At 46.5% G+C, this 20,421-nt stretch carries 16 protein-coding genes; 1 reads left to right on the plus strand and 15 read right to left on the minus strand.

From position 1 onward, the window contains the following. Positions 1-15: 15 nt before the first annotated feature. Positions 16-1,182 carry a 2-isopropylmalate synthase gene (locus B5D42_RS16105; protein WP_078832568.1) on the minus strand — a complete coding sequence of 389 codons (1,167 nt, stop codon included), beginning with the start codon at positions 1,180-1,182 and terminating at the stop codon, positions 16-18. A gap of 212 nt (positions 1,183-1,394) precedes the next feature. On the opposite strand from B5D42_RS16105, the gene B5D42_RS16110 reads away from it, so the two are divergent. Then, complete coding sequence (locus B5D42_RS16110) at positions 1,395-2,948, plus strand: hypothetical protein (protein ID WP_078832569.1); 1,554 nt, start codon at positions 1,395-1,397, stop codon at positions 2,946-2,948. A gap of 1 nt (position 2,949) precedes the next feature. On the opposite strand, the gene B5D42_RS16115 is transcribed toward B5D42_RS16110, so the two are convergent. From B5D42_RS16115 to B5D42_RS16180, 14 genes are all read right to left on the minus strand, one after another. Beyond that, positions 2,950-4,797: a hybrid sensor histidine kinase/response regulator gene (locus B5D42_RS16115; RefSeq protein ID WP_176113045.1), complete on the minus strand. Its 1,848-nt coding sequence runs from the start codon at positions 4,795-4,797 to the stop codon at positions 2,950-2,952. Between the two features lie 101 nt (positions 4,798-4,898). Further along, entirely contained in the window at positions 4,899-6,764 is a 1,866-nt protein-coding gene (locus B5D42_RS16120) for a PAS domain-containing sensor histidine kinase (protein ID WP_078832571.1), read from the minus strand. Between the two features lie 118 nt (positions 6,765-6,882). Further along, complete coding sequence (locus tag B5D42_RS16125) at positions 6,883-7,860, minus strand: c-type cytochrome (protein ID WP_078832572.1); 978 nt, start codon at positions 7,858-7,860, stop codon at positions 6,883-6,885. Positions 7,861-8,104: 244 nt separating this feature from the next. Beyond that, positions 8,105-9,886: an AMP-dependent synthetase/ligase gene (locus B5D42_RS16130; RefSeq protein WP_078832613.1), complete on the minus strand. Its 1,782-nt coding sequence runs from the start codon at positions 9,884-9,886 to the stop codon at positions 8,105-8,107. 51 nt (positions 9,887-9,937) lie between these two features. Further along, complete coding sequence (locus B5D42_RS16135) at positions 9,938-10,213, minus strand: 2TM domain-containing protein (protein WP_078832573.1); 276 nt, start codon at positions 10,211-10,213, stop codon at positions 9,938-9,940. A gap of 50 nt (positions 10,214-10,263) precedes the next feature. Further along, on the minus strand, positions 10,264-11,280 hold the full coding sequence (locus tag B5D42_RS16140; protein ID WP_078832574.1) for a tetratricopeptide repeat protein: 1,017 nt from the start codon (positions 11,278-11,280) through the stop codon (positions 10,264-10,266). Between the two features lie 65 nt (positions 11,281-11,345). After that, entirely contained in the window at positions 11,346-12,581 is a 1,236-nt protein-coding gene (locus tag B5D42_RS16145) for a DUF1015 domain-containing protein (protein WP_078832575.1), read from the minus strand. A gap of 101 nt (positions 12,582-12,682) precedes the next feature. Further along, positions 12,683-13,624, minus strand: a complete 942-nt coding sequence (locus B5D42_RS16150; RefSeq protein ID WP_078832576.1) for a phosphatase PAP2 family protein — start codon at positions 13,622-13,624, stop codon at positions 12,683-12,685. Between the two features lie 2 nt (positions 13,625-13,626). Then, positions 13,627-14,949, minus strand: a complete 1,323-nt coding sequence (locus tag B5D42_RS16155; protein WP_078832577.1) for a DUF4833 domain-containing protein — start codon at positions 14,947-14,949, stop codon at positions 13,627-13,629. An 85-nt stretch (positions 14,950-15,034) separates the two neighbouring features. Then, positions 15,035-17,587: a DUF5686 family protein gene (locus B5D42_RS16160; protein WP_078832578.1), complete on the minus strand. Its 2,553-nt coding sequence runs from the start codon at positions 17,585-17,587 to the stop codon at positions 15,035-15,037. A gap of 8 nt (positions 17,588-17,595) precedes the next feature. Next, positions 17,596-17,967 carry a GtrA family protein gene (locus B5D42_RS16165; RefSeq protein ID WP_078832579.1) on the minus strand — a complete coding sequence of 124 codons (372 nt, stop codon included), beginning with the start codon at positions 17,965-17,967 and terminating at the stop codon, positions 17,596-17,598. A gap of 3 nt (positions 17,968-17,970) precedes the next feature. Beyond that, on the minus strand, positions 17,971-18,423 hold the full coding sequence (locus B5D42_RS16170; protein ID WP_078832580.1) for a phosphatidylglycerophosphatase A family protein: 453 nt from the start codon (positions 18,421-18,423) through the stop codon (positions 17,971-17,973). After that, a complete protein-coding gene (locus B5D42_RS16175; protein WP_078832581.1) occupies positions 18,420-19,745 on the minus strand; it encodes an inositol-3-phosphate synthase in 1,326 nt (441 codons plus the stop codon). The genes B5D42_RS16170 and B5D42_RS16175 overlap by 4 nt, the downstream gene beginning before the upstream one ends. Before the next feature lie 74 nt (positions 19,746-19,819). Then, positions 19,820-20,416, minus strand: a complete 597-nt coding sequence (locus B5D42_RS16180) for a TetR/AcrR family transcriptional regulator (RefSeq protein WP_078832582.1) — start codon at positions 20,414-20,416, stop codon at positions 19,820-19,822. Positions 20,417-20,421: the final 5 nt, after the last annotated feature.

Below are 20,421 nucleotides of genomic sequence, written 5' to 3' on the forward strand. Positions count from 1 at the left end.
TGTTTGTAAAGGTTTTTATGCGGTTACTTCTTCCGGTTTGTATGCTTTAGCAAGCTGGTGGAGGTCCTGCTCGTCCACTTCCTTCTTTTTATCCGCCACCTGTAAGAATGAGCCGTATAATACGTCGATATCATTACGGGTATACTGGTAGCCGAGTTTCTGGAAACGGTGTGCCAGTGCACTTCTGCCGCTGCGGGCCGTGAGTACGATCCTGCTGCCGTCTGCGCCTACTTCATCCGGGCTGATGATCTCGTAGGTCTGTGCATCTTTCAGGAATCCATCCTGGTGAATTCCTGATGAATGCGAGAAGGCGTTGGCGCCTACTATTGCCTTATTCGGCTGCACCGGCATACGCATCACTTCAGACACTTCGCGGCTGAGCGGGTTCAGTTCGCGTGCATTTACATTGGTGTAATAGCCCAGGTCTTTATGCTGCTTCAGGATCATCACCACTTCTTCGAGTGATGTATTGCCGGCTCTTTCACCGAGGCCATTGATGGTACACTCGATCTGCCTGGCACCGTTCAGCACGCCGGCAATGGAGTTGGCGGTTGCGAGGCCGAGGTCGTTATGACAATGACAGGAGATCACCGCCTTATCGATATTGGAAACGTTATTCCTGAGAAATGCAATTTTTTCGCCATATTGATGCGGCAGGCAATAACCGGTTGTATCCGGAATGTTCACCACTGTTGCACCCGCCCTGATCACGGCTTCCACTACGGTTGCGAGGTATTCATTATCCGTTCTGCCTGCATCTTCCGCGTAAAATTCAACATCGTCTGTGAAATTCCTTGCCCATTTTACAGCCTGCACCGCTCTTTCCAGGATCTCTTCGCGCGTAGTGTTGAATTTGGCTTTGATATGAAGATCAGATGTGCCTATTCCAGTGTGGATCCGTGGCCTTTTGGCGTATTTAAGCGCCTGAGCGGCCACTTCAATGTCTTTCTGCACTGCCCTTGTGAGCCCGCATACCGTGGCATTTTTAACAGCTTGCGCTATTTGTGCAACGGATTCAAAATCGCCGGGGCTGGATACCGGGAAGCCCGCTTCGATGATATCAACCCCCAATGCTTCCAGTTTGAGCGCGAGGTCCAGCTTTTCTTTTGTATTGAGCTTACAACCGGGCACCTGTTCGCCATCGCGCAAAGTGGTATCAAAAATGTAGACCTGCTGAGCCATATCTGCTATAATTTTGAATGATTGAGAAAAAAATGCAGGCTATTCACTTCTGTTATGGTTGCTAAATAACAGGTAAACAGCCCGCCATTTTCGAATATAGTTCAGGTGATAGCGGCAAATAGTTTAAAATTGCCCTTATTTTACACCCTGTAAAGTGTGTATGATTGTGTATAACCCTTGCTGTTATTGATTTTCAGCATAAATCAATTACGATGCCCAACCGTTCTGCAGATGCGCTTTTTCAACTGGTTCAGTCGCTCGAAAGGTCTGAAAAACGGAATTTTAAGCTCTATATGAACCGTAATTCGGCCGGCGGCGATCTCAAGATCGTGCAGCTGTTCGATGCGTTGGAGAAAATGAAGCAGTATGATGAGGAAACATTGCTGAAGAAGAACCCGGGCATACAGAAACAACAGCTTTCCAACCTGAAAGCGCATCTGTACCGCGAAGTGCTTACCAGCCTGCGCCTGTTGCGGCAGGATGAAAACATCGACCTTCAGCTGCACGAGCAGCTCGATTTTGCGCGGTTACTATATAACAAAGGCCTTTACCACCAGAGCCTCAAGATCCTGGATAAGGTGAAAGACCTTGCGAAGGCCAATAACCAGGTGACCTACATCATGCAGGTGCTCTTTCTCGAAAAAAAGATCGAAGCGCTGCATATTACCCGGAGCATGCAGGACCGGGCCGACAAACTGAGCCAGGAAGTGGAAGAAGTCAACAGCAGGCTTTCCAACATCGGTACGTTATCTAATTTGTCGCTGCAATTATACGGCTGGTATATCCGCAACGGACATGCACGGAATGAAAAGGATAAAAAAGATGTAGACGTTTTTTTCCGTAACGATGTGCTGCAGCATGCCGGCAATTGTTATGGTTTTTATGAAAAGCTGTACCTGTACCAGTGTTATTGCTGGTATGCGTTCATTGTGCAGGATTTCCTGATGTATTACCGCTACTGCCAGAAATGGGTTGATCTTTTCGATGCCGAGCCCAGAATGATAGAAATAGAGACCGCACATTATATCAAGGGCATTCACAACCTGTTAAGCGCTCATTTCGATCTGCGCAATTACCAGAAATTCAATGATACCATTGCCGCTTTTGAACAGTTCACCGCATCCGATATCGTACAGCATAATACCAATAACCAGATACAAACGTTTATATACCTTACCACAGCCAAGCTGAACAAGCATTTCATGGAAGGTACTTTTACGGCCGGGCTGGATATGGTTCCCTATATCGAAGAAAAGATCCGCGATTATGAACTGTATCTCGACAGGCACCGTGTGCTCGTTTTCTATTACAAGATCGCTTCGCTTTATTTCGGCAGCGGCGATTACAGCCGCAGTGTTGATTTCCTCAACAAGATCATCAACTGGAAAATGGATCTGCGTACGGATATCCAGTGTTATGCAAGATTGCTGCACCTGATTGCGCATTATGAGCTTGGCAATTTTGAACTGCTGGAATACCTGCTGAAGTCTGTGTACCGGTTCATGGCCAAAATGGAAAACCTCAGCATTGTGGAGGAAGAGATCTTTGCATTTCTGCGTAAGTCGTTCCGTTTATCGCCCAGGCAATTGAAACCGCAGTTCGAACAATTGCTGGCCACCCTTAAACCATTGGAAAAAAGCGGCCTAGAAAGCCGTGCCTTCATGTATCTCGATATTATCTCGTGGCTGGAAAGCAAGATCACGCATACGCCTGTGCAGGAAGTGATCCGGAATAAATACCTTGAAGCGATTCAGAAAAACCGGTAGGTTACATCGTTTCTCCGATCATATCCGATGTTGCGGGAAATGCAATATGCAGCCTGCAGCCCTGTCCGGGAGATGTTTTCAACTCAATAGTACCGCCGTATAGTTCGGCGCGGCTTACGATATTGTTCAGACCGATCCCTTTTCGTTTCTCTGCCGGATTGAACCCTTTACCATTATCCTGAATAGATAGCGTGATATTCTTCTGGCGGTAGAGTTCTATTGTGATATGAGATGCCTGTGCATGTTTGATGATGTTGTTCATCTGCTCCTGTACAATCCGGAATATATTCAGCTTGAACTCGTAATTGATGTCTTCTTCATAAAAAGCATCGGCAAAAAAATCGATGGTCATGGATTCGTTGGCAAGCAGGATGTCTTCCACAAGACCGTCTATTGCTTTCGCCAATCCGAAATCCTTGATCAGCGGCGTAACGAGTGCCTTGGACAGTTTACGGATCTCTTCAATACCATTGAAAATAAAGCCTGATGATTGCCGTAATAACTCCTGGTGATTATCGCCGCCTTTCTGCGCAGTAGCTATATACATCATGGCAACGGTCAGCTGCTGGTTCACGTTATCATGCAATTCCTTGCTGATCTCGTAACGTTCTTTTTCCTGCACGCGTATCACGGCTTCCGTGATTTCCTTCTGCTTCAGCATGCGCTCTTCCTGCAGTTTCTTTTCGAGTTTTACTTTTTCGGTTACGTTGTTGGCGATGGTCATGATCACCTGCCCGCCGTTGAATTCTATCTGGTGGGCAAAGATTTCCATATACATCAGCTCACCGTTTTTCTTGCGGTGGCGCCAGATACCTTCCAGCCTGTTTTCGATTCCCATTTTTGCCCGGCGTGCATATTCCATGATCATGTGTACTTCTTCGGGCGGCCTGATATCCAGTACAGTCATATTCAGGAATTCCTCACGGCTGTAACCATATTCCTTTTCTGCTGTGCCATTCACCTCGTGGATGCGCATGGTGTGTACATCCCAGATATAAATCGCCATCGGGTTATCGAAGAAGAGGTTACGGAAACGTTCCTCACTATTGCGCAATTTGATCTCTGCCAGTTTACGTTCTGTAATATCCTGCATGGCGCCGATCATTCTTGTTACTGTAGCGCCTTTGTAAAGCATATAGCCTTTATCCTGTATGTACGCATAAGTGCCGTCTGCTTTACGGAAACGATATTCTTCCCGCCACTGTGTCTGTGTTTCGTCATGAATGGCTGCATATATACTTCGTAATACTCTTTCCTTATCTTCCGGATGTATGCGATCTTCCCAGAAACCGATCGGGGTTATCGAATCGGGAAGTATATAACCGAACATGGCATTCATGGTTTCCGCGCCCCAGTATAATTCATTCGTATCCATGTTCCAGTCCCAGATCACATCAGTTGTTGCGCGGATGGCAAAACGGTACCGTTCATTGCTTTCCAGGAGTGTTTCCTGGTTACGCTTACGTTCAATGCTGTACTGGATGGATTTATACAGCAGTTTCTCATCGAATTCGCCCTTGATCAGGTAATCCTGTGCCCCGCTGGCCATGGTTTCCAGCGCCATTTCCATATCGATAAGACCCGTAAGTACAATAACGGGAATAGATTCGGCATACTGGCTGATGAGATGATAGGATTGAAGGCCATCACTGTCGGGCAACGACAGATCGAGCAGCACCAGGTTGATTTCCTGCAACTGCAGCACTGTTACTGCCTGTGCGGTATTGGTTACTTTGTATAATTTATTGACGCTGAGCGCTGAGGCACGGATCCACTCTTCCAGCAAAAACATATCACCCGGGTTATCCTCTACGATAAGTATGGAGAGTGGCTGTTGTGTATCTGACATACTCATCGGGTTTTCTGACTGAAACTACCTTTACTCATGGGTGATTACTCAATATACAAAAAAAGCAAAGCTATTGTTCGCCGGCGGTTTTAAAAAGTTGTTTATAAGGTTTTGCTGATGCTGAAAGAAAACCTGCTGCCCTTGCCTGGCTCTGACTCCACCCAGATGGTGCCGCCGTGTTTTTCTACAATTTTTTTGCAGATTGCAAGCCCTATGCCTGTTCCGCTGTAATCCCTTTTGCTGTGCAGACGCTGGAATATGACAAATATTTTGTTGAAATTGACCGGGTCGATGCCAATACCATTGTCCTGAACATGAAATATGTATTTTTCCGGCTCATCGGTATAGCTGATGCTGATCTCGGGCGTTTTGTCGCCACTGTATTTGATCGCATTTCCTACCAGGTTCTGGAAGAGCTGGGAGATCTGGGTACGGTTGGCCCAGATTTCTGGCATCGGACCAATATTGATCACTGCACCTGTATCCGAGATCAGGCGGTTAAAAAAAGCTACCATCTCACTCAGCAGTTTATTCAGATCCGTTTCTTCAAAACCTTCCCTGTTGGAGCCAACACGGGAATATTCCAGCAGGTCAAGGATCAACTTACGCATTCTCTCGGCTCCGTCTATTGCAAAATGGATATACTGGTCTGCCGTTTCATCTATCTGGTTATGGTATTTCTTTTTGAACAGCTGCAGAAAACTGCTCACCATCCGCAGCGGTTCCTGCAGATCGTGCGAAGCCACATAGGCAAACCGCTCCAGTTCAATATTTGAAGCTGCCAGTTCCTCGGCCCTGCGTTTCAGGCGGTTATTCAGTTCGAGCAGTAATGCTTCTGCCTCCCTGCGCGGAGACACGTTCTGTGTTGCGCCGATCACCCTTATCGGCTTTCCTTCGGGGTTGCGGATAATGTAGCCCTTGTCGTAGATATAGGCGTATTTGCCATCCGCTTTAACCACGCGGTATTCATCGTCCCAGTAAAGATTCGGGGAATGGTATAATACTTTATTTCTTTTTTCGAGTACTCTTGAAAGATCATCGGGGTGAATGGAATCGGTCCAGAAATTGGGGTTGGCCGAAGCCACTACCGGATCGTAACCAAAGAGGTTTTTAAGCCCGTCGCCGATGCGCAGTATGGTCCCCGATTCCACATCCCAGTCCCAGATAGCATCATTCGTAGCCTTGGCCGCATAATGAAATCGCTCATTACTCTTTAGCAGTTCCTGCTCGCGCTGTTTCTTTTCCGAGATATCGCGCTGGTTGATCACCAGTGATTCCAGTCCTTTCAGGTGCAGCAGGTTGGTTACGCTGCCTTCTACCCAGAGATAGCTGCCATCTTTTATTTTTACGCGGTATTCACTGCTGATGGTGGTGCCCGGTTCCGACAAAAAGCGCTCGAAGCCTGGCAGAAGCCGCTGCACATCTTCTTCATGCATCAGGTCTTTCATGCGTTTGCCGGTCAGCTCCGCTGCATCCATGCCCATGATACGACAGGTTGCAGGACTAACATACGTTATTTCCCGCTCTGCATTAACCTGCATGATCATGTCCATGCTGTTCTCCACCAATGCACGGAAGCGTTGTTCGTTGGCGTGCAATTCAGCTTCCAGTTGTTTCCGTTCGGTGATGTCCCTGATCACAACAGAAACGACCTGGTCTTCATCCGAAGTGCCGCTCAGGATCACCGATGAAAAAGAGACGGGGAAATACTTGCCGTTTTTACGGATGCCGGTCAGCTCGCCTTTTATTTTACCTGTACGCTTCCTTTCTGCCCGAAGCCTTTCCAGTGTTTCTGCAGTGTAGTCTATGATCTTGTCCCAACCGATCCGCTTCATCTCTTCTTCCGTATAACCGAACATATCACATGCGGCCCGGTTGGCTTCCAGTATAGACCCGTTTGGTCCGGCGATGAAGAAAGCATCCATCGCATTTTCTATAAGTAACTGATACACAGAGGCGATTTCCATACTACTATCCGTATTGCAGGCTGTCACAAGTTCCACTTTTTTTTTATTCTGCCAAAGGTTGTTTCCAACTAAAAAGCCCGCATCAGGTGCGGGCTTTTCGATTATTATTTTATCCTGATCAGCTTTTTCTTGGTGTGAATTTCTGCACCCTGTTATCGATCGGCTGAACGGTCTGCAGGAATTTATAAATAGAAGCGAGGTCCGATTCTGTCATGCGCGAATACATCATCCACGGCATTGGTGTGTTGAAGTCGGTGGGTTGTAATAAAGGCGAGCGATAGCTGCTGTCCTGGTAAAGCTTGAAACGCTGGATGAACTGCTCACGCGTCATACTGCCCATACCGGTACTGTGTACAGTAAGGTTGGGTGCACGTACAATACCACCTGGCAATGCAAATTCGCGGCCCCCGCCATACTCTGTTCCGGCAATTACAGCTCCTTTGCTTTCTTTTGAATGACAATCCACACAACCTGCCATCGTAACCAGGTATTTACCATAAGCCACAGAATCTTCCGTTTTAGGCTTTGTTGTAAATGCGGGTTTGGAGGGCATTGTTTTCATGATCAGGTTAACAGGAAAATCCGCTTCCGATTTCGGAACATCGTTGGTGATAGCCGGCATGGAACGGAGATAAGCTATAATACTGTAAATATCTTCCTGGTCAACAGCGCCATAATGCGAATAAGGCATCAGCGGGAAGAGCGCTTTGTTATCTTTGTCAACACCGCTTGTGATTGCCCTGAAAATCTCGCCATCGGTCCATTTACTCAGAGAATAGGGTGTGATATTTCTTGCATAGAAGACACCGGGAAAGCCCATTTCCTTCCCGAACCTGTCGCCGCCCTTACCTTCGGTTCCGGAAACCATAGGTCCGGCAAACTGCGACCAGTCGCGCGTGGAATGGCAGTCAACACATACCGCTACGCTTGTGGCAAGGTATTTGCCTCTTTCGATCCGTTCAGGTGTACGCTCCACTTTCAGCTCGGGAGCTTTGCCCACATTAGGGAGGAAAATAGCAACATAGCCCGCGGCCAGGCCTGCCAGCACAATAAATGCAGCTGCAATCAAAAGCAGCGCTTTGAAAACCTTCTTCATCGTTTATCGATTTATTGCCGTTAAAAAAAGACGTGCATGTACAGTATGATCCCAACGGGATCAGTCTGTATCACAGTTCTTGAATGAGGCCTGTAAGGGGGAACCGGCAGCAACCGGCTTATGGGCAATAACATTCTGGTATGTTCCTTTTTTCTAACTGGCTGTTAAAAAAAATGAGGAACAAAAATAACCGCAGGTAGAATTGTTCAGCTATCGTTTAAAGAAGAACGGTAAATTCTGTTGTTTAATGGTAAATACGCTCTATGGCTTCCTTGAACTTCTCCATTACTACTTTCCTTTTCAGGCTGAGTTTTGGCGTCATTTCGCCGGATTCGATCGTCCATTCGTGCGGCAGCAGTTCAAATTTCTTCACCTGTTCCACATGATTGAAATACGTATTGTAATGTTCTACCAGTTCCCTGTACATGGCAAGTACCTGGGGATTAAGGATAGCATTTTCATTGGTAGTGAACGGAATTCCTTTTTCGCTCATCCAGTTTTTCAGCGCTGTAAATGACGGAACGATCAATGCGCCTACAAACTTGCGCTCTGAGCCTACGATCATGATCTGCTCGATGAAAGGGCTCTCTTTCATCTTGTTTTCCAGCGGCTGTGGTGCAACATATTTACCACCGCTTGTTTTGAAGAGCTCCTTTTTCCTGTCGGTGATGCGCAGGTATTTGTTGTCTTCGATAACGCCGATATCGCCGGTATGCAGCCAGCCGTCTATAACCGTTTCTGCAGTAAGATCGGGGCGCTTGTAATAGCCTTCCATAACAGACGGACCACTTACGCTGATCTCACCATCTTCTTCGAGACGCAGGTTAACACCTTCGATCACAGGGCCAACGGTTCCGAATTTCATCCCGTTCTTTTCCTTTCGGTTTACAGAGATCACCGGGCTGTTCTCTGTTGGGCCGTATCCTTCATACACAGGAATTTTAGCCGCATTGAAAATACGCAGCAGTTTTACCTGGCAGGCAGCGCCGCCTGTTACAATAAAGGCAACCCTTCCGCCCAATGCTTCACGCCATTTGCTGAAGATGAGTTTGTTGGCCAGCGCAAGCTGCATATCGTACCAGAGGCCGCCGCTTTTATTATCGTATTGTTCTGCAATGGCAACGGCCCAGAAGAAAAGCTTCCTTTTCACGCCTGTCAGTTCCGCGCCTTTACTCATGATCCGTTCGAATACTTTTTCCAGCAACCTCGGCACTGTTGTAAAGCCATCAGGCTGTACCTCTTTGAGATTATCGCCAATGGTATCCAGGCTCTCGGCATAAAAAATGCTGATGCCGCTGTACAGGTAGATATAAGTAACTGTTTTTTCGAAAATATGATTCAGCGGCAGGAAGCTGAGCACGCGGCTTTGCGGCGCATCTTCGAAGGGAAAGCTGCGCTTGGCATAATAAAGGTTAGAGTAAATATTATTGTGGCTCAGCATCACGCCTTTCGGTGTTCCTGTTGTGCCGGAAGTATAAATAATAGTGGCAAGATGCGATACAGGGATTGTTTTTTTGATCCTGTTCACTTCTTCAATGTCAGCAGGTGTTTTTTCTGTTGTCAGTTCTGTCCAGTGCGGAACACCTTCTATCTTATCAAACGTATAAAGACCTTTCAGGGAGGCGATGCGGGGAATGATGTCCTTTACTTTTTCATAGAGCTCCTTATTGCTCACAAAAATGTATTTGACAGCAGCATCGTTCAGGATGAACTCCAGTTCAAGCGGATTGGTTGTAGGATATAAAGGAACCAGTATGGCGCCGATCTGCTGTGAAGCCAGGTCTGTAAAGATCCACTCGGGCCTGTTATTGCTGATGATAGCAATTTTGTCGCTGCCTTCCGGCGTCATATCATTTGCACTTACGCCCAGTTGTATAAGCCCGGCACTGAACCTGTTTACCAGGTCTGCAACTTCGGCAGTACCATAAGTAATCCAGTTCCCGTCTTTTTTTGCCGCCAGCATATCTGTTTTAGGAAAATGCTGAAGCTGGTATTCTAAGCAATCAAATAATCTTTTGGGGGTCATATACAATCGTTGGAGTAACTATCAATCATTTTAATACGGCTGCTGGTGTAATTATTGATCTTTTTTCAGCCGCTCATATTCCTGCTGAACCATGTCCTGCTTACTGCCGTTATAAGCTTCAAAGTACTGAAAACCCAGGCCGACGCCCCAGGCAAGCATTACCCATACAGGCCAGGGATAGCCTTTAACACCGGCGGTCCGGCCAACCGTCATCCACCAGATCGCCCATAAAAAGGCATTGATAACAATGTAAGAAAAGAGACTTTTTTTAAAGGCTGCCCTTTTGCGGGCTATCTGCCAATATTTTTCTTCGTTAACCGGTTCCATAAGCAGGCTTTAAGACGGTTAAGTTACGCAAAACAGCAGATATTGCAAAGTTAGCGGCCGAGGTAATACTGACCGGCCGGCATGGAGAACACACGGCTTTGCTGGAATGCTTTATAGCCTGCTTCCTCCTTCGGATGATTTTCCTGCCAGAGTTTGTACGCATCCGGACTAATGGCTGCACCAAAAAGCCACTGGTTGTAGGCTTCAAAGAGTCCTTCGCGCAGCAGGTATTGCTGCTGATCGAAAAGACGATAAGCAAACTGCTGCTGTTTGGCCTGGAACCATTCGAGAATAAACCGTGTGCGGATCGTATTGAGGTTGTCGATATTGATACCGTCTTTAGCAAGCGGCACTGTTTTGGCCAACACATCAAGGACCGCTTTTTCAAATGCCGTCAGCTTCCTGCCGCTTTGCAGCTGACTGATATAATCGCCGCTGAAAAGTGCTTTATATGCTGCCAGCAGGTTCTTTTTTACGGTAGCTGTTCTTTCGGTATAGCTTTCGGTGTTCACAAAGATCTCGCCGTAGAGCCATACACGCATCCAGTCGTTTTTAGTTACATAGTACATTACAGCATTATAGTAGTTGCCGCTGTAGGACGGTGCAACGGAAATCCCTTTTTCCCACTGGGCGATTGCATCATCTATACCGTTATCCATTCCGAGCAGTTCGCCGTATTCATTGTAAATCACGCCGCTGTTCGGGAATTTTTTAAGTGCGGTCTTGTACAGTTTTGCGCATTCTTTATACTGTGCCGTGGCTTTGTAGTTCATGCCGAGCAGCTGGAACGACTGCTCGTCTGCATCCTGTTTTTCGGTAAGCGGTTTCGCTATTTCCATGGACCTGGCGAAATCTCTTTTCAGATAAGTGGCAAATGCCAGGTCTTTCTGGATACTTATATTCTGCGGTTCCTGTTTAAACGCTTTTTCCAATGCCAGTACTGCATTATCCAGATCGCCTTTCCGCATCAGCGAATTTGCCGTTTGCTGTAATTCGGTAGCGCTTTGTTGTGCTGTAGCTACAAAAAAACTCAGCACGAGTACGATGCTTGCCAGGAACTGTTTCATATAAGTCGGGTTTTATAACAGTATAAAAATAGGGGGCCGGTTTAGCGGCCCCGTAATGCGTGTTATTATTCGTAGATCAGGTGTGTGAGTAATCCGTCGCGGAGCTTGGGTTCAAACCAGGTGCTCTTGGGCGGCATTACATTACCACTGTCGGAAATATCGAACAATTGTTCTATTGTAACCGGATAAAGACTGAATGCTGCAGCCATATCGCTGCTGCCTACTCTTTTTTCCAGCTCTGCCAGTCCGCGGATTCCGCCTACAAAGTCGATCCGCTTGTCCGTTCTCGGATCTTCTATTTTTAGGATCGGCGTTAATATATTGTTCTGGAGAATTGTCACATCCAGGATACCGATCGGGTCTTCGGTGTATGTACCCGGCTTGGCAACAAGCCGATACCAGTTGCCTGCCACATATAATCCGAAACTATGCAGTTGCTCAGGCCTGTATGCTTCTTTGCCCAGCAGCGTCAGTTCAAATTTATCACGCAGCTTTTCGAGGAAAGCTTCCGTATCCAATCCGTTCAGGTCTTTCACCACCCTGTTATAATCCATGATGTGTAACTGGTTGGAGGGGAAGAGCGTTGTCAGGAAGAAATCTGCATCCGGCGTGGCTTTATCGCCCAGTGCCGCACGTACTTTAGCCGCCGAAGCTGCGCGGTGATGACCGTCTGCTATGTAAGTACAGGGAATTTCTTTTTCAAAAAGCGAGGTGATCTTTTCTATAGTATCACTGTCGTTCACGATCCAGATCGTATGCCTGATCTCATCATCGGCAGTAAAATCATATACTGCTGTTTTTGTTTCTTTCCATTTGTCGATCAGTGCATCCACTTCATTGTTGTTACGGTAAGCCAGGAAAACATTTCCGGTCTGTGCGCCTGAAACTTTAATATGGTTGATGCGGTCCTGCTCTTTTTCCGGTCTTGTGAATTCATGCTTGCGGATCACGTTGTTCTCATAATCATCAATGCTGCTCACGCAAACAAGGCCGGTCTGGCTTCTGCCGTTCATGATCAGCTGGTAGATATAATAACATTCCTTGATGTCGCGGAAAAGTACATCACGTTTGATGAATGCTGCCAGGTTCGACTTTGCCTGCTCATACACTTCTGCAGCATGAATATCTGTTGACTCGGGCAGATCTATTTCGCTTTTGGTAATATGCAGAAACGAACTGGGATTGCCCTGTGCTTCCACTTTTGCTTCCGCACTGTTCAATACATCATAAGGACGGCTCGCCACCTGCTTTGCAAGTTGTGCCTGCGGACGAAGCGCCTTGAAGGGTTTAATTATTGCCATTGGACAAATATCTGTAAATAATTATAAAAGAAAAGTTAGGAAAGGTACGAGCTGTACCCAGTGGGGAATAAATGACCCTTTAAACGTAAAAAACGGTATTATTACCGGATCGCTTTCTCATAAGCAGCCACCCATTTTTTCACCAGCGGGTTTTTATTCACCAGTACCCGGAATAAAACAATGCCCGTAACGGCACAGCTGATGCCCGCCAGTACATCCAGCACATAGTGATGACTTGTGTACACAGCAGAAAACCAGATACCGATCATCAGTGTGGCAAAGAAAATATTGATCCAGCCCAGCTTGCTCTTCATTCCGTAAAAGAATACAATCAGCGGGTAAGACGAATGGAGGGATGGCATTGCTGCAAATACATTGGAACTCTTAGCATATAAGGATCTGAATGTTGATACATTGAACAGTTGATCAAATTTTTCCAGGCCTGCTGTATTACCCGGCGTTGCTGCCTTAAAGATAAAACCGTGCTGCTGCACATACCATGGCGGCGCGGCAGGATAAATATAATAGATAGCGAACCCGATCAGGTTTACCAGCAGGAACGTAAGTGAAAAATGAAGAAACATTGTCCTGTTCTTAAAGAAAAGAAACGCTGCAAAGGCAAGCGGAACAGGCACCCAGCTCAGGTAAAAGATACCGGTAATGGCATCGAGCACTGTTTTGCTGTGCTGCAGCCAGTATTCGTTAGGCGTAACACGAACACCATTATCGTTTATGCCAAACCAGCTTTTCTCTGCCTGGTACAGGCTTTCTATATGAACGGTATTGTAGAGATAATTGGGAAATGCCTTCATGTAATCGAAAATGATCCAGAAGACGATGAAAATAGAAAATCCCGTGATCAGTTTACGGGTGGTACGGGTGAGGTAGTAACAAACGTTGAACAGTACGACCAGTGTAACCTGGTCCTGCTTGAAACCAATAAGCAGCTTTGATACCAGCAGGTAAGCTGCTGATAAAAGACCGGTTGTAATAAAATCCCTTGCTGTATAAAGACTTTTTCTGTTCAATTCCTGTTGTTGCATGATCAGGGTTTCATTCTTTCCATCAATTCCTTACCGGTTCCTTCCTCATGCCCTTTCAGTTCCATATAGATCACGTTGGGCGACCAGAAGCTTCCGCCCGGATCGATCCTGATAAAGATCCTGTTCAGCACCGCTGTTTTCTGATTGATGGTAGTGTATACGCGGTATTTATTGTCTCTTGGTGATTTGCGGAGGTATAATTTCTGCTTTTTGTACGAAACGAAATGCATTTCATAGCTGCCGTCGTCCTGCTTTCTTGTTTTGATGCCGTAGGCGAATACACGCTGGATATAGGAAAGCTCTTTTTTCATCCCTCCTTCCGGGTAACGGATCCAGAAAACGTGTACCGGGTCCGACTCGTCCAGCTGGCCTTTTGAATTGAGATTAAGTTCTACTACAATGGTATTGGTATTGGAAGTACGTTGTAAATAGAACAGCTGGTTAGGTATGCCCGAAGGAACAGGAAATGTATCCTGCGGATCGATGAACGCCACAGCGGCAGGAATTGCTGCATGGGAAACCGCGTCAGCTTTTTTTACCGGGCCGGCAAATAATGTTGCAGAAGTAAACAGCAGTGCTGCAACCAATGCCGTTTTCTGCACAGAACCGTTTTTAGCTGCATCGCGTGCCTGCAATGCCTTACCTGCATCTGCCAGTCTTTTCATGGCAGTAATATTGGTAAGTACAGCGAGGATAGCAATGGGTATAGTAAAGATGGACATGGTTTCCAGCACATGGAATTTAATTCCCGGGATGTACCATTTATGATCTCCGCCGATATAATGTGCCGTAACGCCGCAGGCGATGGCAGTAATACCGATTGTGATGATCCGTTCAGGACGTTGCATCAATCCGTCTTTACATTGTATACCCAGACCTTCGGCCCTTGCCCTGGTATAACTTACCATCATGGAGCCGATCATGGCAACGAATGCGAAAATGGAACTGAGGAAATAATGTTGTGCCACCAGGTAATAACAGATCCCGAAGAACATCACTAGTTCGCTGTACCTGTCGAGCACCGAATCGAAAAGAGCGCCGAAAGAAGAGCTCATGTTGCCGAGGCGGGCCACCTGTCCGTCGAGCATATCAAAGAGACCGGCAAACAGGATGAGTGCGCCGGCCCAGCCAACATAGGAAAGATCTCCGCGGTGACCTTTTTCACCGCCTTCGATAAATATGAAGGTAACACCGATGTTCAGCAGAAACCCTATCATGGTAACGGCATTGGGTGTAAGCCCGAGCCTGATCAGCAATTTCACAAAAGGATCGATCACAACATAAATACCCTTTTGTAGTTTTATTCTTAAAGGCACTTTTTCCATTAAAGGAATTCTTTTACTTGACTGCAAAATAATTAAATATTCAGACGGCATTGGTCACACAACAAACATGCCGTACCCGTTTTCTCTAAAAATCGAACTTGAAACGAACCCTGATACCCCAGTTGGCGATATAAGGATTGTTCAGGTAGGTGAACCTTTTCACCGCATCTACCCTGATCAGTTTGAAAATATTACCTACACCCACACTTCCTTCCACATAAGGCTGATCTTTTAAGGAGAATGTGGTTGGCGTTCCGGATAATGTAGGATAATTGATCAGTTGCGGGTTCTTAACCGGATCGTTCACTTCCCTTACACCACCGTACAGTACTTTGGCAGATACCATTTCGCGCAGCTTCAGTTTTTTCAGCAGCGGAACCCGGTTGAAAATAAGCCCGTTAAAATGGTGATCGATCATAATTCCTGCGAAATGATCACTCACAAATTCCTGGAAATTCATCAGGTTATAAGAGTTCAGCTGGTAAGAATAAGTCTGGTTGGCGCGGTGGATGGTCATGAGCGGGTAAGGCAGCCGACCGAAAATATAACCTCCTTCCAGTACGATATCACTGTAACCCAGCTGCGACATATACGCTCTCTTCTCCAGGCGCAGGTTTACGTTCTGGTAATTGTATTCGCTGTTGAACAATCCTTTTACGCCTGCCGTAAAGCGCAGGGTGATGATGGGATATTTGTTGATAATGGGAATACGGTACACTTTACCCTGATAGAACTGCTCATGCGGCGCCCAGCGGAACTCGGCAGACAATTCAGTAGTTGTAAGGTCTTTTACATTCACCGTAGCGCCATTCTGTTCTTTTGAATAAATGATAGCTCCTGCCGGTTCCTGTTTCCAGTTCTTGAAGCCTAGTGTATAAGAGAAATGGTTTTTGAACTCACGCACGTATTCCAGTTTGAATACGTTGTTGTAAAGCCATTTGTCGTTATTACCACGCTTGAACGACAACAGGAAGTTATCTTCCGCCACAAACTGCAGTTCCTGGCCCGGGATCTTGGTATCGCGCTGGTAGCTGGCCCGGATAAAATTAAGCGGGTAAGTATAGATCGATTTGTTGTTGAGCGAATAGGTGGTACTCAGGAAATATTTCCACTTCTCATCCTTGAATCCGTATGCGCCATAGGTTTCGAAGTAGATCCTTTTGCTGAGCTTAGGCGTACTCCTGCCCCCGAGCCTGAGCCTGAAACCTTCTACAGGGTTGAAGCTGTAGAATGCGTTTACCGGTCCAACTTCCACAGGACCCAATGATGTATAACCCGCAATCAGCAGTGTGGCAATGGCCATGGTTCTCCTGAATGAAGGCATTTTTTCCAGGCTGTCGATATTGCTGTACACTTTCGATTCGGTGCGTGTGAGCGTATCGTGACGGTTGGTTTCCCAGAACTGCTCATCCCGCTCGTCGGATTTAACCAGCTTAACCGTTGCATCACCGGCATAAACACTGTCGGGTTGCGGTTTGTTGATGGTGAAGTTTTTGAATGATACTGTCCGTTCCCCGAAAAAGCCGCCGCCCTTGCCTTTGGTGATCCCTGCATCGGCCATGACATTGCTTTTGCTGAGGTGGTAGCGGCCGTCTTCATTCTTTTCGAAATCGAGGTCAACGTGCAGTTCACGTACCCAGTTCAGGTTTACGTTCTTGCTGAGGAACATGTTCAGCTTCTGAACGGCGTAGTTTCCGTCGAGCGTGATGAACATATTACCGCGGAATAACAGGTCGTTGGTATTACGCGGCGTGAAATACATTTTAACGAGTTTCTGGCCGTTTGCATCCGTAATGGTATCGCGGATGTAGAACATGTAGAAAGTAGGCGCCAGGTCAGCGATCGGGCTCAGGAACTGGTAAGTGAAGAGAGGTATATTGTTATCATAGATATCGATATCCATGATAAGGCGGTTCAGGTAACTGCTCACGCCCTGGTTATCGATGTATTCGCCAAAGTTCACCCTTTTCTCACCGGTGATGATGCTCTTGGTTTTCTCCGGACTTTTACGGTAATATTTTTTAGAGAGGGTTTCTTCCAGGTAAACAGGCAGGAGCGATTTCCCTTCCAGTTTGGTGGTATCCCTGTTCTCGAAAAGGAACTGGTATTTCCGCATCATCTTGCTGTTGGTGATCTTGTCGGAAATATTGCTGAGCGACACCTGCAGTTTTTCATACTGATCATACTCCACATAATCGTAGCTTGCCATCCTGTTCACAGGCTTGTTTTCGATCACTTTGCGGATCAGTTCCACGGCAGGATTTCCCTTGTTACGGTAAGGCGCTCTTTTGTTGGTGCTCACCGTTACATTGTTCACAAATGCCGGATCCACGTCCATTACAATATTGATCTCCTGTTCTTTGCCCGGCACGATCGTTTTGAGCTGGGTTTTATAACCTACATAAGAGATCTGTATGGTGGTTGTATTATTGGTGCCTCTGAGAATGTAGTTACCGGTGCTGTCCGTTGCAACACCACGTCCGCCTTTAAATACCACGCTTACATACTGCAGTGGCCGGCCGGAAACCTCTGTAATAATACCACGCACAACGGTCTGTGCATGGGTGTTGATCAATCCCAATATAACTGTCAGTGTAAGCAATCCCCATCTTATCAGCCCTCTTCTTTTCGTTTTCATTTTCTGAATTATTTAAACACAAATCTTTTTTGCAGCAGGTAGTTGTAGCTGAACCCCACTACGATTGATACAATCACTTTAGCTACGATATAATTCACGCCGCCGAATTGTTTCAATGCATATACGCCACCTGATACGAGTAACAGGTTTCCGCCCCACACCAGCATATATTTAATCGCCTGTACAGGTATTTTCCTGTCCGTAGACCTGAAGACCCATTTCCTCCCCAGCATAAAATTGGCAATACCACCGCTGATGGTACCCGTAATGCTGGCGACCAGGTACCATGTATGAAACCCTTCTACCAGTATGATATAGATAGAAAAGTCCACAATCGTTGCCATTAATGAAGCGGCCTGTGCTTTTATAAAAGTGATCATTGGTCAGAACAGGTTATTCTGTACGATTATATGCATGATCAGATTGGCGTAGATCCCGGCAAGAACATCATCCATCATTACACCCCATCCTCCCTTCAATGCCTCCATTTTCCTGATGAGCAGCGGTTTGGTAATATCGAGGACCCTGAAAAGCAACAACCCTGCTGCTATATATTTTAATTCAACCGGGATGAGCAGCAGGCTGATACACATGCCGGCTACTTCATCAATTACCACACGACTGCTGTCCTTACCCCAGTCCGGCTCCACTTTATCGGATACAAATACACCGATCAGTATTACCAGTATAGTAATAATTACAGCAACAACAGGTAAAGAAACAACTGCCCGGGCCAGATACCATATTACGCAGCAAACAAGGGCTGCAATGGTTCCGCCTCCTTTCACATATCCGATACCCAGGCAGTTCGCTATCAGTTTATACAGTTTGATCATAATGCTTCAACCAGGTCCTGGTAGTAATCCAGTCCGAGGTGCGTGATCAGATCTTCGCCCATCATATGGCGCAAAGTGTTCTGAAGTTTGATCAGCTGTTTGAAAATATCATGTTCAGGCCTCAGTCCGGGTGCGGTCTGCGGCGATTTGAAATAGAACGACAGCCATTCCTGGATACCGCTCATTTCCGCGCGTTTCGCGAGGTCCATGAATAAAGCAAGATCCAGCACGATCGGTGCGGCAAGGATAGAATCGCGGCAGAGGAAGTTGATCTTGATCTGCATAGAGTAGCCCAGCCATCCGAAGATGTCGATGTTATCCCAGCTTTCCTTGTTATCGCCGTGCGGAGGGTAATAGTTGATCCTTACTTTATGGTAGAGATCTCCGTAGAGTTCCGGGTTGATATCTGGCTGGAGAATGTCTTCCAGTACGCTCAGTTTGGATACTTCCTTGGTTTTGAAGTTATCCGGATCATCCAGTACAAGACCATCCCTGTTACCCAGGATATTGGTAGAGAACCAGCCGCGTACACCCAGTGCCCTTGCATGCAGGCCTGGTGCGAGGATGGTTTTCATCAGTGTCTGACCGGTTTTGAAATCTTTACCGGCGATAGGAGTTCCTGTTTCTTTCGCGAGTTCGATCAGTGCAGGAATATCGCAGGTAAGGTTAGGCGCGCCGTTGGCGAAAGGAACGCCGAGTTTCAGGGCAGCATAAGCATAGATCATGCTTGGTGAAATAGCAGGGTCGTTGTTTTCCAGTCCGGCTTCGAAAGATGCCAGTGTTTCATGCACGGCAGATGTTTCGATGTATTTCTCGGTAGAACCGCACCATACCATTACAATACGGTTACAGCCATTGGCTTCTTTAAAGTTCTCGATATCATTGATCACTTCTTTCGCAAGCTCCATTTTGGTAGCCGCTTCCTTCACATTCTGACCATCGAGGTTTTTGATGAACGATTTGTCGAAAACCGCTTTCATCGGAACGATCGCTTCCAGTTCGGGCCTGATGGCATTCAGCAAGGAAGGTTCCAGTACTTTCGCCTTCATGGCCGCATCGTACACATTGTCTTCATACACATCCCAGCCACCAAAAGCAACATTATTCAGCTCTGCCAACGGAACAAACTCCTTAATTAACGGATAGCGGTTCTCGGTTCTTTTTCCCAGGCGGATATTACCCATTTGCGTCAGCGCGCCTATCGGTTGTGCAATGCCTTTGTTTACAGCTGCCACACCGGCTATTACTGTAGTAGCCACAGCTCCCATACCAGGCAGTAATATACCCAGTTTGCCATCAGCTGATTGAACTTGTTCTTTCATGTTGGTATTGTTTGTTTTATTGTTCTATAATTAGCGGCCGTATCCTGTAGTAACGTTTTACATGCCGATATATTTTATTTTTTTAATCCGCGGATCATGATTGTTATGATCGAACCCAGCCTTGTTTCCATATTATGATATCGGTCTGAGATGAACATATCACGCTCCAGTCCTCTTAACGAGCTGACAATCACCGAGGGAAGCAGATCGAGTTCCGTTCTGATAGCCGGTGTGAACTCATTGTTCTGAAGACCGAAACTGAGAATTTCTTTAACCAGGTTGGTCTCCTGCAGGTCATACGCCGTATACAGGTGCTTCATACAACGGACGCTTTCCTGGATCTCACCTTTTACGATGCGGTACAGGTTGGCTCTTTTCTGAAGTACTTTTATTTTGGTGAGCGCAAAGCTGGTCAGCTTTTTTTCTGCAGTGATCTCCTTGTCAACATTCGATTTTACCAGGTTGAACACTTCCTGCATCTCCCTTACGATCACAGCATCGAAGATTTCTTCCTTACTGCAGTAGTAATAATAGAGTGTGCTTTTCCCTTTGCCCATGGACCTTGCAATATCTTCCATGGTGGTTTTTTTCAGGCCGAATTGCTGAAAAAGCTTCTGAGCCTCTTTCAGGATATCATCCTTTATAATTTCATCTTTTGCGGTTGCTATCATTTCGA

Origin of the sequence: Sediminibacterium ginsengisoli (genome assembly GCF_900167075.1) — a bacterium.
In the GTDB taxonomy this organism is placed as follows: Bacteria; Bacteroidota; Bacteroidia; order Chitinophagales; family Chitinophagaceae; genus Sediminibacterium; species Sediminibacterium ginsengisoli.